Origin of the sequence: Halomonas sp. N3-2A, from assembly GCF_002216165.1 — a bacterium.
Classification (GTDB): Bacteria; Pseudomonadota; Gammaproteobacteria; order Pseudomonadales; family Halomonadaceae; genus Vreelandella.
In genome coordinates, this window is record NZ_CP022286.1 from 1,074,929 (window position 1) to 1,089,152 (window position 14,224).

General features: G+C 52.2%; 14 protein-coding genes. 11 read left to right on the forward strand and 3 right to left on the reverse strand.

Annotation, left to right across the window (positions count from 1 at the left end; genetic code table 11):
- Positions 1-27 precede the first annotated feature (27 nt).
- The 3 genes from mpl to CEK60_RS05000 are packed head-to-tail and all read left to right on the forward strand — an operon-like array spanning position 28 to position 2,701.
- Entirely contained in the window at positions 28-1,413 is a 1,386-nt protein-coding gene (gene mpl, locus CEK60_RS04990) for a UDP-N-acetylmuramate:L-alanyl-gamma-D-glutamyl-meso-diaminopimelate ligase (RefSeq protein ID WP_089038090.1), read from the forward strand.
- Positions 1,410-2,075: a flavin prenyltransferase UbiX gene (locus CEK60_RS04995; RefSeq protein ID WP_089038091.1), complete on the forward strand. Its 666-nt coding sequence runs from the start codon at positions 1,410-1,412 to the stop codon at positions 2,073-2,075. The genes mpl and CEK60_RS04995 overlap by 4 nt, the downstream gene beginning before the upstream one ends.
- A 2-nt stretch (positions 2,076-2,077) precedes the next feature.
- Positions 2,078-2,701 carry a LysE family translocator gene (locus tag CEK60_RS05000; RefSeq protein WP_193059891.1) on the forward strand — a complete coding sequence of 208 codons (624 nt, stop codon included), beginning with the start codon at positions 2,078-2,080 and terminating at the stop codon, positions 2,699-2,701.
- Positions 2,702-2,711: 10 nt separating this feature from the next.
- Here CEK60_RS05000 and CEK60_RS05005 read toward each other — a convergent pair whose 3' ends face one another.
- From CEK60_RS05005 to CEK60_RS05015, 3 genes are read right to left on the reverse strand one after another with little or no spacing between them, the layout of a single operon-like run.
- Positions 2,712-4,103, reverse strand: a complete 1,392-nt coding sequence (locus tag CEK60_RS05005) for a bifunctional DedA family/phosphatase PAP2 family protein (protein WP_089038092.1) — start codon at positions 4,101-4,103, stop codon at positions 2,712-2,714.
- Between the two features lie 27 nt (positions 4,104-4,130).
- Positions 4,131-5,063 (reverse strand): GGDEF domain-containing protein, encoded by a 933-nt coding sequence (locus CEK60_RS05010; protein ID WP_089038093.1) that lies wholly within the window; start codon positions 5,061-5,063, stop codon positions 4,131-4,133.
- Positions 5,056-5,913: a hypothetical protein gene (locus tag CEK60_RS05015; protein WP_089038094.1), complete on the reverse strand. Its 858-nt coding sequence runs from the start codon at positions 5,911-5,913 to the stop codon at positions 5,056-5,058. Before CEK60_RS05015 ends, CEK60_RS05010 begins: the two co-directional genes overlap by 8 nt.
- A gap of 186 nt (positions 5,914-6,099) precedes the next feature.
- Between CEK60_RS05015 and CEK60_RS05020 the strand changes: the two genes are divergently transcribed.
- The 8 genes from CEK60_RS05020 (at position 6,100) to CEK60_RS05055 (ending at position 14,168) form a co-directional block, all read left to right on the forward strand.
- Positions 6,100-7,407 (forward strand): glutamate-5-semialdehyde dehydrogenase, encoded by a 1,308-nt coding sequence (locus CEK60_RS05020; RefSeq protein ID WP_089038095.1) that lies wholly within the window; start codon positions 6,100-6,102, stop codon positions 7,405-7,407.
- Complete coding sequence (gene nadD, locus CEK60_RS05025) at positions 7,404-8,063, forward strand: nicotinate-nucleotide adenylyltransferase (RefSeq protein WP_167457123.1); 660 nt, start codon at positions 7,404-7,406, stop codon at positions 8,061-8,063. The genes CEK60_RS05020 and nadD overlap by 4 nt, the downstream gene beginning before the upstream one ends.
- A 107-nt stretch (positions 8,064-8,170) precedes the next feature.
- The gene (gene rsfS, locus CEK60_RS05030; protein WP_038483599.1) at positions 8,171-8,557 is read left to right on the forward strand and encodes a ribosome silencing factor; all 387 of its coding nucleotides are present in this window, start codon (positions 8,171-8,173) and stop codon (positions 8,555-8,557) included.
- The gene (rlmH, locus tag CEK60_RS05035) at positions 8,554-9,021 is read left to right on the forward strand and encodes a 23S rRNA (pseudouridine(1915)-N(3))-methyltransferase RlmH (RefSeq protein WP_038483601.1); all 468 of its coding nucleotides are present in this window, start codon (positions 8,554-8,556) and stop codon (positions 9,019-9,021) included. Before rsfS ends, rlmH begins: the two co-directional genes overlap by 4 nt.
- Positions 9,022-9,056: 35 nt before the next feature.
- A complete protein-coding gene (gene mrdA / locus CEK60_RS05040; protein WP_089038097.1) occupies positions 9,057-10,964 on the forward strand; it encodes a penicillin-binding protein 2 in 1,908 nt (635 codons plus the stop codon).
- Entirely contained in the window at positions 10,964-12,127 is a 1,164-nt protein-coding gene (rodA, locus tag CEK60_RS05045; protein ID WP_089038098.1) for a rod shape-determining protein RodA, read from the forward strand. Before mrdA ends, rodA begins: the two co-directional genes overlap by 1 nt.
- A gap of 47 nt (positions 12,128-12,174) precedes the next feature.
- Positions 12,175-13,191 (forward strand): lytic murein transglycosylase B, encoded by a 1,017-nt coding sequence (gene mltB, locus CEK60_RS05050; protein ID WP_089038099.1) that lies wholly within the window; start codon positions 12,175-12,177, stop codon positions 13,189-13,191.
- A 2-nt stretch (positions 13,192-13,193) separates the two neighbouring features.
- Entirely contained in the window at positions 13,194-14,168 is a 975-nt protein-coding gene (locus CEK60_RS05055; RefSeq protein ID WP_089038100.1) for a septal ring lytic transglycosylase RlpA family protein, read from the forward strand.
- Positions 14,169-14,224: the final 56 nt, after the last annotated feature.

A 14,224-nucleotide genomic window follows, 5' to 3' on the forward strand; every position in this document is an offset into this window, starting at 1 on the left:
ACTGGTTGAGTAAGGAGCGCTTCACCTATGCGTCTGCATATTATGGGTATCTGCGGCACTTTTATGGGGAGCCTGGCTTTGCTGGCGCGGGAGTTAGGGCATCAGGTGAGCGGCTCAGATACGAATGTGTATCCTCCCATGAGTACCCAGTTGGAAGAGGCAGGGATCACCTTGATGGAAGGGTATCGCGCCGAAAACCTTGCTGATCAGCCTGCACTTGTCATTGTAGGAAATGCGCTATCGCGGGGTAATCCGGAAGTCGAGGCGCTGCTAAATAGCGGTTTGCCCTATACCTCAGGCGCTCAGTGGCTGGCTGAACATGTACTGCCTGGCAGGCAAGTCATTGCCGTTGCAGGTACTCACGGTAAGACCACCACTGCCAGCCTTTTAGCATGGCTATTGGAAAGCGCTGGCTTAACGCCTGGATTTTTGATTGGCGGCGTGCCACGTAATTTTGGCGTGTCGGCACGCCTAGGTCATCACGACAGCCCCTTTATTGTCGAGGCTGACGAGTACGATACGGCGTTTTTTGATAAGCGCTCTAAGTTTGTTCACTACCGCCCCCAGATTGCGGTGATGAATAACTTGGAGTTTGACCATGCCGATATATTTCCTGACCTTGCAGCGATTGAGCGCCAGTTTCACCATTTGGTGCGAACTGTGCCGAGCCAAGGTTGCTTGCTGGTTGCTGATCAACAGCCAGCGCTGGAGCGTGTTCTGGAAATGGGAGCATGGTCGTCGGTCGAGCATTTCGGCACGTTAGAAAGTAGCGAGTGGCAACTGCGTTTGGAACGTGAGGATGGTAGTCGCTTTCAGGTGCTTCACATCGGGGCAAACAGCGAAGAGGACGGCGTGGTCGAGTGGGCGCTAACCGGTGAGCACAACGCGCGCAATGCACTCGCGGCACTTGCTGCAGCGAGCCGTTGTGGTGTGAATCTCGCTCGCGCTTGTGCCGCTCTCGCGCGTTTTAAAACGCCCCGTCGGCGTCAGGAAATCATCGGTGAAGTGGACGGCGTACAAGTTATTGATGACTTTGCCCATCATCCAACAGCAATTGCAGCGACCTTAAAAGGGCTGCGCGCAGCCACCACCAAAGGGCGACTACTCGCGGTGATTGAGCCACGTTCCAACACCATGCGTTTAGGCGCTCTACGTGCTCGACTAAACGAGAGCGTTGCCGATGCGGATGCAGTGTTCTGGTTTCAACCGGCAGGGCTTGACTGGTCAATGGAGGCGTTAGTGGCTGAACAAGGCGAACGCGCTGAGCTATATAGCGATATCGATGAACTTGTTAAGGCGGTTGTTACTCAAGCGTCACCACTCGACCGTATTGTTGTTATGTCCAATGGCGGTTTCGAGGGCGTTCACCAGCGTCTATTGAGTGCGCTGTCTGCCAAGGAGCAAACTGAGTGACAGACTTTAAACCTCCGGTGACGGTGGCGCTGACAGGTGCTTCAGGGGCGCAATATGGCCTGCGCTTGATCGACGTACTGGTGGCCTCAGGGCATGAAGTGTGGGTAATGATCTCCAAGGCGGCACACATGGTTATTGCCACTGAGACGGATGTGTCGTTACCTGCTCAGCCAAAACGCTTAGTAGAGGCGCTTACTGAGCAGAGTGGTGCCAAGCCCGGTCAAATCCGCTGTTTTGGGCGTGAAGACTGGATGGCGCCCGTGGCATCGGGGTCCGGCGCTCCCTCTGCGATGGTAATTTGCCCCTGCTCTACAGGTACGCTGTCAGCAGTCGCCACTGGCGCGAGCAATAACTTAATTGAGCGTGCTGCTGACGTTGCCATCAAAGAGCGGCGGACATTAGTCATCGTGCCGCGTGAAAGTCCATTTTCCCCTATTCACCTGGAGCACATGCTGGCGCTAAGCCGCCTGGGTGTCGTGATTTTGCCTGCGGCCCCCGGCTTTTATCATCGCCCAGAACGGATAGAAGATTTGATCGACTTTGTGGTCGCCCGAATACTCAACCAGTTAGGTATTGACCACCGCCTTGTACCGCGTTGGGGAGAGGGGTATGAAACCACGTCGAACGATACAGATAACGAAGTAAACAACACGGAAGAGTAATGATGATGTCATGGGCGACGCTGTCAGTGTTTGTACCCACTTTTTTATTCGTTTCACTAACGCCGGGGATGTGTATGACGCTGGCCATGGTGCTGGGCATGACCCAGGGAGTGAAGCGAACGCTGTGGATGATGATAGGCGAGTTAGTGGGTGTTGGTATTGTGGCCGCCGCTGCAGGTGCTGGTGTGGCCGCGTTAATGCTACGTCAGCCAGAGCTGTTCATTGCGTTTAAGTGGGTAGGCGGCGCTTACTTAGCTTATTTGGGCATTATGATGTGGCGCTCTAGAGGGCGTATGGCTATTCCTGCCGAACTGAATGCCGGGCCTGCTGCAGGACGTGTGCAGTTGGCCACTCAGGGATTAGTCACGGCAGTGGCCAACCCTAAAGGCTGGGCTTTTTTCATGGTGCTGTTGCCGCCGTTTTTAGATGGCAGTCGGCCACTTGCGCCTCAGTTAACCCTGCTGATTGCGGTTATTCTAGTGATCGAGTTTGCCAGCATGCTGGTCTACGCAACAGGGGGAAAAACGCTGCGTAATGTGCTGGGCAAAAGTGGCAATGTAAGGTTGCTTAATCGCATTGCCGGGACATTGATGATAGGCGTGGGGATCTGGCTGGCCCTGGGATAACCGCGAATGGCTAGACAGGTGGCATCAGCATAATCCGCAAAACTAGCAGCGCGGTGGTGGAAGCCACGAGTCTGCCCCATGGGCAATGAGGTAAAGGAGCTCTAACGCGTCGCTGCCAATTCAGCCGAATGAGGGCGCATACCAGCAAGCCCAAGAGGGCGCCGCCGATGAGATCACTTAGCCAATGAACGCCTAATATCAAGCGCGATAACGCCATGGGTGTTGCTAAGATAATGGCCAGCCAATAAACCCAAACGCGTTGTTTGCGGTGCAATTCTGCCGCAATAAAAGCCGCTGCTAGCCCTACAATAACAACCGTCGTGGAGGTGTGTGCACTTGGGTATGAAAATGAGCCAATTAAGTGCTCTGGTGTTGCTGGTCGAGTGCGCTCAAAAACCATTTTTCCTATTGTATTGAGCAGCGCAACGCCACCGATGGCAAAGACCCAGTGGCAGAAAGCATCGATGCGTTTATGGTGGATCAGCCAAACGGCCAAAGGCAAAAGTAGTGCGCTAACCCCAAGTGCATCCCCTGTTTTAGCTAAGGCTACGCTGATTAATTGAAGTGGTTCATTGGTTAACCAGTTAAACAGTCGCTGTGCTTGTAGGTCTATTGCCAGCGGGCCTTGGTGATTGATTACTAGCAGAGTCCAGGCGGAGACACTGGCCAACGTGATCAAAAACAGCAGTAACGAGGCTAGCGGCACTTCATCATTAAGGCTCATTGAGAGCCACGACCGACGCATAAAGGGGATACGGCGAATAAGACGTGCTGTTGCCAAGTAGATGAAACCGTGGCGTCCAACCTGGGCTCTTCCCCAGGAAAAAATCACTGCCAGCACGACGATACAGGCGCTTAATGTAATGATTGCCGTTTCTATATTTGGGGGGAGGTTGAGGTGCTGTTGCCAGGTTCTTCCTAGTAAGTAGCCAGGCAACACATAAGCGGGAGCCCACAGGGCTGCGGAGGTGATATTGGCCCACAAAAAAGTGCGCTTAGGCATCCGCATCATACCTGCAATAAGCGGAATAATGGGGCGGACTGGGCCTACGAATCGGCCAATAAATACTGAATGGATACCATAACGGTTAAAAAAACGTACGCCGCGTTCCAGCCATTCTGGGTGCATGGATAAAGGCCAACGGTTAGTGACCTGTTCACGATGGTGATAGCCGAGCAGGTAGCTAATGCTATCCCCCAAAATTGCGCCTATTAACGCAGCACCGATTAGCCATGGCAGGGCAATGGCTTCATGTCCCGCCACGGACGAAGCGGCGGTAATTAACACAACGCCAGGCACCAATAAGCCAACCAGCGCAAGGGATTCAAGCAGCGAAATCAGTGTAACCATCAGGAGTAACATGGCTGGCGAGAGTGACAGGGCAAAAAGCGTATCAGCCATGAAAAATACTGCTCCATTTAATCCGCATTAGGCGATAGATAATGCGTTTGCACGAGCTTCCAGGCGATTTATGTAGCGTTCAAAGCTCTCATTTCGGCATGGTAGGCAAACAGCAATACGGGTTTCTAACTGCCCCGTTTCTACTAGAACACGTTGTGATAGTGCGCGTTGAAGCCGCTCGCGCACCAACATAGCACCGCTCTCACTTGTGTCGGGCAGCACTAACCAGAACGTGGCATTGCCTGCCCGGCCTAACAGATCGTGGTCGCGGCAACGGCTATTGACTTCGTTACAGAGCGCACCCAGCAGCGCCGTTTTTGCGCGTGAACCAAATTGCTCTTCCGCCATATCAAGTTGGGGTAAATGCATCACTAAGACTGCTAAGCGCTTGTTGAGCATTGCTGCGCGCAGAAACTCATTGTGAAGACGCTCTTTTAGCGTATCAATATGGTAAGCATTGCAATCATTGTCGTTTGGGTCTGTTGCCCTCAGCAATGCTCTCTGTCGTGCGTGCTCCCATGGTGGTAAGGCCATCAGCAGAATGAGAGCGGTATAAGCAATAACTGTCTCTGAGGATGCATCGCTGTGACGGGTTAGTAGCCACCACAGGGGGCTGGAAAATACCGTTAGTAAGAAAGCGCTCGATAGCGGTAGTAAAAAAAATGCAGCGGCCGTGGGCAGTCCGATCCAAATCGTAGAGGTGCTAGGATGATTGTAGAAGGCGGCCAGGGTAATGACATAACTGCTACCCAGTAAAATAGCGCGGGGAATAACAGGCTTTAACGCCTGGCTGTGGTGCATTAACAACGCAGTAAGTAGCAGCAGTGTCACAAACATTGGCACTAAAAGGTCGTGATAATTGCCCATGCGATAAAGCCAGAATGTGTACCCTGCTACTAGGATCACACTCGCGGTGTAGGCAAAAGTCATCAGGTGTCTGTGCCGCAGTTGGTCAATCATTGTTACCTTCCCGTTGTTGAGGCGGGAGCTGAACTAGCGCCTCGACGGATAGACCCGATAGCTCTATATCCATTAGTGGTAGGTGGTGGGAGTGCTGTGTTTCTGGGAGGCCTGCGCAGAGAAGCTTGCGGCGTTGGGCGGCTTCCTTTGGGTTATGCGACAACATCAAGGCGGCAAGTGTCTGATTATTTAAGCGATAAACGTGTTCAAAGCTGTATATGAGGCTGCATAATTTTTGCGCCGACGACCAAAGCTGATGGCGTTTTACTTGGATAATTAATAACTCTGCATAGATGGCTTCACGTTCAGAACGGGTTTGTTCGCGGCTGAGGTCTCTCAGCAGCTGCCCGCTAGGCCATAGATTTAACCCGGGGATTAGCCGAAGGCGTTTGCGAATGGAGCCGTTAATATCGATTAACTGGCACGCTTTTGCGCTGGACAGCACGCCTAGTGTGATCAATGCCGCCAACAGTAGCAGCGCTTCGGGTAAGCTAAGAAGAGGGGCGATTAATGACCAGCTAATCAACGCGGCGCACGTATTGAACACGGCCACCCAGCGTTTCTGAGGCAGCATAAACATTGCCGCCCACGCCCATATTAAAAAGCTATGGCGCTCTGGAGCCACGGCAATTAGCCCCAGCAGTAGCGCCCCGGTGAGCACTTGCCAAGGTAGGCCTTTAGAACGACGATGGCTAAAGTCGAGCAATAGCGCAGTAACAAAAAGCCAGCCTACAGACAACCAAAGTACTAGCGCGGCCGCTGGCTGAGCCATATATGTCCAGGACGCTAATGCTAACGCCGCTGCGAACAAGTTGGCTCTTAGCAGGCGTATTTTGTACTTGTTTTGCATGGTGGCTTACTATTCACCTTTAATTCAAGATTGCCCATGGAGCACTTTGACCAGGCGTGGGCGTCGAAATGTAATCATTAATAGCGTCAGTATAACGCCCTAATGGCGTAACATACTGCCAAACACCTAGTACCACTACCATAGAATGCAACTTGCCTTGCATACGCAATAAGACAGGGAGAAAGTATGAGCGGTTCAAACGCACACCAAAACATAGCCCTACAGCAATTAGCTGCGGGGAATGTGCCCGCTTATATCCAGGTGCTCGGTCAAGGCGCTAGGGCTGCTGCTCGAGAGCTACGTCGTGCTGATACAGGATTGAAAAATCGTGCGCTCGAGGCAATGGCGTCGCGCCTGACGGCCTCTAGACAGTTAATACTGGAAGCTAATGCGCTTGATTTGCAGCGTGGCAAAGAAACTGGCCTAGACGCTGCACTGCTTGATCGTCTGGCGCTTAATGATGCGCGAATTGATGCCATGGTCGAAGGCCTTCACCAAGTGGCTGCGCTGCCAGATCCCGTTGGTGAAATTGACGATATGCGCTATCGCCCAAGCGGCATTCAAGTTGGCAAAATGCGCGTACCGCTAGGGGTTATTGGCATTATTTATGAATCTCGCCCGAACGTTACCCTTGAGGCAGCAAGCCTGTGCTTAAAATCGGGTAATGCTTGCTTGCTACGCGGCGGTTCTGAGGCCAGTGCGTCAAATGCGGCGATTAGCAGTTGTATCCAGGAGGGGCTAGCCGATGTTGGCTTGCCAGCTGAATCCGTACAGATTGTTGCCACCACCGATCGCGCTGCAGTGGGTGCGATGATAAGCATGCCCGAGTACGTCGACGTCATTATTCCAAGAGGTGGTAAGTCTCTGATCGAGCGCATTTCCCGCGAAGCAACGGTGCCGGTCATTAAACACCTCGACGGGGTTTGTCACGTTTACATCGACACTACGGCAGATCCCGCTAAAGCGCTGGCCATCGCGGTAAACGCCAAAACGCATCGCTATGGCACCTGCAATACGATGGAAACGCTGCTGGTGGATGCGCCGATTGCCGATCTCGTGCTGCCAGAGTTGGCTCGTGCCTACGCCGAGCACCATGTAGAGCTACGTGGCTGCGAGCGTACACGAGCATTGCTGCCCCAAGCAGCGTTGGCCACTGAAGAAGACTGGGGCGCTGAGTACCTTGCGCCGATTTTAGCGATTAAAGTCGTCGATGGAATGGATGAGGCGATTCAGCATATCGAGCAATATGGCTCCCATCATACCGATGCCATTGTGACTCAAGACATCAGTCTCGCGAGACGCTTCATGGCAGAGGTCGACTCAAGCTCAGTCATCGTAAATGCCTCTACGCGCTTTGCTGATGGCTTTGAGTATGGACTGGGTGCGGAAATTGGTATCTCAACCGATAAGCTGCATGCGCGCGGGCCGGTTGGATTAGAAGGGCTTACAACGCAAAAATATGTAGTCTTTGGTGATGGGCAAATCAGGCAATGAGTTCAACACCCATGCGAATAGGCATGCTGGGGGGCACATTTGATCCTGTACATCTGGGGCATTTGCGAAGCGCCGTTGAGGTTCGTGAAGCCCTTGGGCTTGATCGTTTGCATATGATTCCCGCACCTCAGCCGCCTCTGCGTGATACGCCTCAGGTGTCGCCGGAACAGCGTTTTGAGTTGTTAAGGCTAGGTATTAGCGACACGCCAGGTGTGATGGCTGATGATCGGGAGCTACGCCGCGAAGGGCCTTCTTATAGCGTGGATACGCTTGCTGAACTGCGGCAAGCGTATGGCGATAGCGCGAGTCTAGTGATGATTATTGGGTTCGATGCTTTTCTGCGGTTAGCCAAATGGCACAAAGCTAGTCAGATATTCTCTTTAGCACATCTCGTTGTGATCGCTCGACCTGGCTATAACGCACGTTGGCCTGAGGAATTAAGGGAACTGGTGGGTAATCGTGAAGTCGATAGTGTAGATGAACTGATGCGAAGCCCTAATGGTAATGTTCTGACGCTGGCCTTGCCCTCCATGATGGCGATTTCGGCTACTTATATAAGAGAGCGTTTAGAAAAGGGCAAAAGCGTTCGTTATCTACTGCCTGAGGCCGTCGAGGAAGCCATTCTGCGGCATGGTTTCTATCATTCTGATGAATAGCGCTGGCAGTCAGGAAAGAAGCCGTTACAATGGCCGGCTTATTGACTGAATATCACTGAGCTTGCTTTTGCTGAGCTTACGACAACAAGGGGTTGCCTTTAGGAGCCATGCACATCGATACACTTAAAAATCTAGCGGTTGATGCCCTAGAAGAACTTAAAGCACGAGATATTACGCAGTTAGATGTTTCCAAGCTGACTGAAGTTACTGATTTGATGCTGATCGCCAGTGGTACCTCTACTCGCCACGTGGCTGCCTTAGCGCAAAATGTTGTGGAAAAGGCCAAAGCGTCAGGCCTTGCGCCCCGAGGTGTTGAAGGTGGCGATAATGCTGACTGGGTATTGGTCGATTTAGGCGATGTGGTTGTCCATATTATGTTGCCTGAAGCCAGAGCCCTTTATGATCTTGAGCGCTTATGGGCAGACCTACCCAATGACGCTGGGGCTATTAGTGAATCGCTCAAACGGTTTGAAGAGCGAGCCACGATGTCATGAAGATCCGGCTGTTAGCGGTGGGCACCAAAATGCCTGCGTGGGTTGAGGAGGGCATTGAGACCTACCGCAAACGGCTGCCTCGAGACTTCTCGCTTGAAATTGAAGAGATTCCACTCGGTCAGCGTGGCAAAAATGCTGATATAGCTAAAGCGCGTGCGCAAGAAGCTCAGCGTATACGTGACAAGCTTCGTGGCGACGAGTATATCGTGGCACTTGAGGTTAAGGGTAAAACCTGGAGTACCGAGCAACTTGCTGACGAAGCCGACGCTTGGCGCATGTTGGGCAAAGATATTGTGTTGTTGGTGGGAGGACCTGATGGCTTGGAGCCATCCCTTTCAGCAATGGCTGATAAAGCGTGGTCTTTATCGCCTCTCACGTTGCCACACCCACTGGTACGCATCATGCTGGCTGAGCAACTTTACCGGGCGTGGACACTGCTAGTAGGTCATCCCTATCATCGATAATTGTTTTTTGTCTGATTTGAGAGTCATCGTTACCCATGCCTAAGCGCCATGACACGCTTAAAAACCCTGAGCAAGAATTGCGTATTTTTCGTGTCAGGGCGCTACTTGCCGTCTTAGTGGTGGTTGTTTTGACGGGATTGCTAACTGGACGATTAGCATACTTGCAGATCGTTCAGCACGATTTATATAGTACTCGCTCCGAAAAAAACCGTGTCCGTGTCGAACCGCTGCCCCCCAATCGGGGGTTGATTTATGACCGCAATGGCGTCCTCCTTGCCGAAAATCGCCCTACCTACAACCTCACGTTGGTGCGCGAACGCGTTGATGATTTAGATGAAACGCTGGCGCTGTTAGTTGAGCTTCTAGACTTGCCCGAAGATGATATTGAAGCGTTCAATGTCCGTTCACGGCAACGCCAACGCCCGTTTCAGCCTGCGCTTTTAATGAGTGATTTGAGTGAAGATCAAATCGCACGGCTAGCGGTGAATCGACATCGTCTACCTGGGGTCGAAGTAGAGGCGCAACTGCTCCGTTACTATCCTGATGCCGAAATGATGGCCCATTCGCTGGGCTACGTAGGGCGCATCAACGCAGAAGAGCTGCAAACCCTCGATGCTGGGCGATATGCGGGAACACACTTTATTGGTAAAACGGGGATTGAGCGTTTTTACGAGACGGAACTGCACGGGCAGGCGGGGCTGCGTAAAGTTGAAACGAATGCGCGTGGGCGTGTACTTAGAGAGCTTGGTCGTACTGATCCGGTACCTGGGGAAAACCTTACTTTAACGCTTGATAAGTCAATGCAAATGCTGGCTTACGAGCTGTTAGATGGCCGGCGTGGATCTATCGTCGCGATCGTTCCTGGGACGGGTGAAATCCTCGCTATGGTCTCGACGCCTGGCTTTGATAGTAATCAGTTTGTAACGGGAATTGATGTCGCTTCTTATCGCGGCTTGCAGGAAAATATCGACCTCCCGCTGTTTAATCGAGCAATTCGTGGCCATTATCCGCCAGGTTCAACCATTAAACCTTTTTTGGCGCTTGCGGGGCTAGTCGAGGGTGTTATCACACCCGATAGCACGATTAATGATCCTGGTTTTTATCAGTTGCCCAACGACTCCCGTCGCTATCGTAACTGGCTGCGCTGGGGGCATGGCCGAGTAGATATGGAGCGGTCTCTTGCCGTTTCAAACAATACTTATTATTACACCCTAGCCCATGATCTGGGCATCGATAATCTGCATGAACAAATGACCAATTTTGGCTTTGGCCAACGTGTTGCTCATGACGTGCAAGGCGAAAGCACCGGCCTGATGCCGTCTCGTGACTGGAAGCGGGCGCGTTTTAATCAGCCTTGGTATCCCGGTGAAACACTCTCTGTGGGAATCGGGCAGGGGTACTGGCAAGTAACTCCGTTACAGCTAGCGAGTGCAACGGCTACATTGGCTAATCGCGGTCATTGGATAAAGCCACGTCTTGCGTTAGCAATAGGTGACGAGCCCTTAGCGCTGGATTTGCCGGATACGCTGCCCGATATTCAGTTGGATAATGACAGCTGGTGGGACCGTGTTTTCAGCGGCATGGAAAAAGTAATCAGCGGGAGAGAAGGCACGGCACGCCGCACAGGGGTGGGGCTAGAGTATCGTATGGGGGGGAAATCAGGCACTGCCCAAGTGTTCTCGCTTGGGCAAGATCAGCGTTACAACGCCGCAGAACTTGAAGAGCGTTTACGCGATCACGCTCTTTTTATGGCGTTTGCGCCCATCGACGATCCACAAATTGCGGTCTCAGTTATTGTTGAAAATGCTGGGGGCGGGAGTACGCATGCCGCTCATTTGGCGCGTGCGATGACCGATGCATGGATATTAAGAGACGATGCTCCAGACGCTGAAGAAGTTAAAGAAGTATTGGAAGAAGATACTGCCAACGTGGAGGGCAACTAATGAGGTCATGGCAAACCCTCTCTCGCCCACTGCGTCGTTATCCAGTACGCCCACCCGATAGCGGTATTGCTCGGCGCAAAAGCATCTGGGAGCGGATTCACCTTGACCCGTGGCTGTTAGGTTTGCTGCTGTTGCTAATGGGGGGTGGCCTATTAGTGCTTTATAGCGCTTCCGGGCAGCGTATTGATACCGTGATTGCGCAAGCGATACGTTTCGGTGTTGCCATCGCTGTTATGGTGGTTATTGCTCAATTGTCGCCTTCCACGTTTCTGCGCTGGGCTCCCTTTGCCTACGGTCTGGGCTTAGCCATGTTGTTGGCAGTTGAAATAGCGGGCGATGTGGGGATGGGAGCAAAGCGGTGGCTTGAAATACCGGGCGTTATTCGATTTCAGCCATCTGAAATGATGAAGCTAGCGGTGCCACTGATGGTGGCTGCCTATCTGAATCGTTGCCAATTACCGCCACGTTTCAAGCATATTTTTGTTTGTGCGGTGATCATCGGCTTGCCGGTGGTGCTTACGGCTATTCAGCCGGATCTTGGAACGTCGCTTTTAGTGGCTAGCGCGGCGGTGATTGTTGTGCTTCTAGCAGGTTTGTCCTGGCGCTTGATTGGTTTGATTGGCGCCTTAATTGCGGCAGGACTACCTGTTCTATGGATGAATATGCACAACTATCAGCGTCAACGGGTTTTAACGTTCCTGGATCCGGATAGTGATCCCTTAGGGGCGGGTTGGAATATTATTCAATCAACAACCGCGATAGGCAGCGGTGGCTTATGGGGGAAGGGCTGGCTTGAAGGTACTCAGTCTCAATTAGAATTCCTGCCTGAGCGCCATACGGATTTTATTATTGCCGTGCTAGGTGAAGAGTTTGGCCTAGTGGGAATGCTGGTACTGTTATCCCTGTATGTCATGATTGTGGGGCGAGGTCTTTGGCTGGCAGCCTCTGCTCAGGACACCTTCGGGCGACTTTTTGCAGGCAGTATTATCCTGACGTTTTTTATATATGTGTTTGTCAATGTCGGCATGGTAAGTGGTATTTTGCCCGTTGTTGGCGTACCGCTGCCGCTAGTGAGCTATGGCGGGACTTCCAGCGTGACCTTGCTGGCAGGGTTCGGTATTCTCATGTCAATACATGCCCATCGGCGGTTGTTGCCGCGCTAGTATCGAATGGATAAGTAGCGGTGCTTTTTCACAGGAGTGGTAAGTTAATGAAATGGGCCCGAAGTAAAGCAAGCGGCTGCGTAGCAGCTATGTTATTGGCGTGCTCTTACACGGTTGCATGGGCTGACGACGCGTCGCCTTTTGATCCGCAGCAGCACGAAGGTACGCAACAGCTAGTTGACGAGTTAGCAGAACAAGGCATTCCTCGGCAATGGCTAACAGATGCCTTGAATCAAGCCAGCTTTAACCAATCTGTTTTGGACGCGATGGAAGGTGCGGCTGAACGCCGCTTACGTTGGTATGAGTATCGAGATATATTCTTAACTCAGCAGCGTATTGAGGAGGGAGCCGAGTTCATCAGTGAGTATGAGGATGCGTTTGCTCGGGCTGAGGACGTTTATGGTGTCCCGCCAGAGGTCATTGCTGCCATTATTGGTGTTGAAACCTATTACGGTAAACACAAAGGGCGCCACCTCGTATTAGACTCATTAGCAACATTAGCCTTCAACCATCCTGTTCGTGGTGGCTTTTTTCGCGGCGAACTGGCGGCTTTTTTGAAAATCGCTCATGAGCAAGGCGTTGAGGTTGACGAGCTGTATGGTTCGTATGCCGGCGCAATGGGGTATCCCCAGTTTATTCCCACAAGTTATCAAGCCTATGCCGTCGATTTTGACGATGATGGTAAACGAGATTTATGGGAGAATCCGGTCGATGCTATTGGCAGTGTGGCGAACTATTTTGCTGTACATGGTTGGCAGCGTGATGGGGCAATTTATCATGAGGCCGATGGCCCTGATTCAGCGCCTGATACGCTTCCTATTAACCAAACCAGTAAGCCTGAAGTGACTGTGTCTGAAGCGATTGAAGCTGGCATTGAACCACAGAGTGCACTGGATTCAGAGCTGCTTGTGGTGCCTTTAAGGCTCGAGCTTGCTGATGATAGTATCCAATATCGCTTGGGGGAATATAACTTTTACGTTATTACCCGCTATAACCACAGCCATCTCTATGCAATGGCAGTGACAGAACTGTCAGAGGCGATTGCACGGCAGGTTGAGGGCTAACTATGAGAACAGTGCTGTCTGAGGCTCGTGGCATAGGTGGTGCGGTGATCATCATAGCGTTGGTTAGCGGCTGTGCCAGCCATGAAGCTCAACAAAATAGCGCTAATCAGCCTGCTAGTAAGCCTGCTGGAAGTACGAGCGGTGCGCCCAGCAGTGGAGCAAGTAGTGATGGTGCATCATCGGGGGAGCGCTATGCAATGACGGGCGACGCCTATCCGCTAGAGCCGCCGGATGTGAGCAAAGTGCCAAACGCTGAGCCTCGCATAGAGCCGCCATCGCGTTCCGGTAATCGCTCCACTTATGAAGTGTGGGGGGAAACCTATCATGTGCTGCCGGATGCGGCGGGCTACGTGAAGCAAGGGACGGCCTCTTGGTACGGTGAAAAGTTTCATGGCTATGCCACATCAAACGGAGAGATTTATGACATGTATAAAATGTCTGCGGCTCACCGTTCGTTGCCACTGCCAACATTTGCTCGTGTCACCAGCTTAGACAGCGGTCAATCTGTTATCGTGCGCGTCAATGATAGGGGGCCATTTCATAGCGACCGTGAAATAGATCTTTCCTATGCAGCGGCTGCACGGCTAGGCTTTTTAGATAATGGCACTGGCGCCGTCCGGGTTGAGGCTATCGAGCCTGAGCAATGGCTGGCTCAGCAAGGTAGAAGTAGCCAGCCAGTTGGTGAGGTGTCTTCGGCGTCTTCTACTGTGAATGAACGGTCCGTTCGAGATGCTGCTGTTCAGCAGCCAGTGGCAGCAGATGATGCTATTTATCTACAAATTGCGGCATTGGGCAGTGAAGAAGGAGCCCAGCAGCTGCAGCAACGTCTGGTCAGTGAACTCCCGCATAACGTACGGGTGATGAGTGATGCTGACGTGCATCGTGTGCAAGTTGGGCCAGTGAGTCCTAAGCAGGAAACCCAAGCACGTGAAGAACTCCGTCGGGCGGGCTTCCCACAAGCGTTTATCGTGAGATAGTTCTCCCCAATTATTAGCTAAATTAAACGTGCTTCGTTGACGTTTTTTCTTTGTTG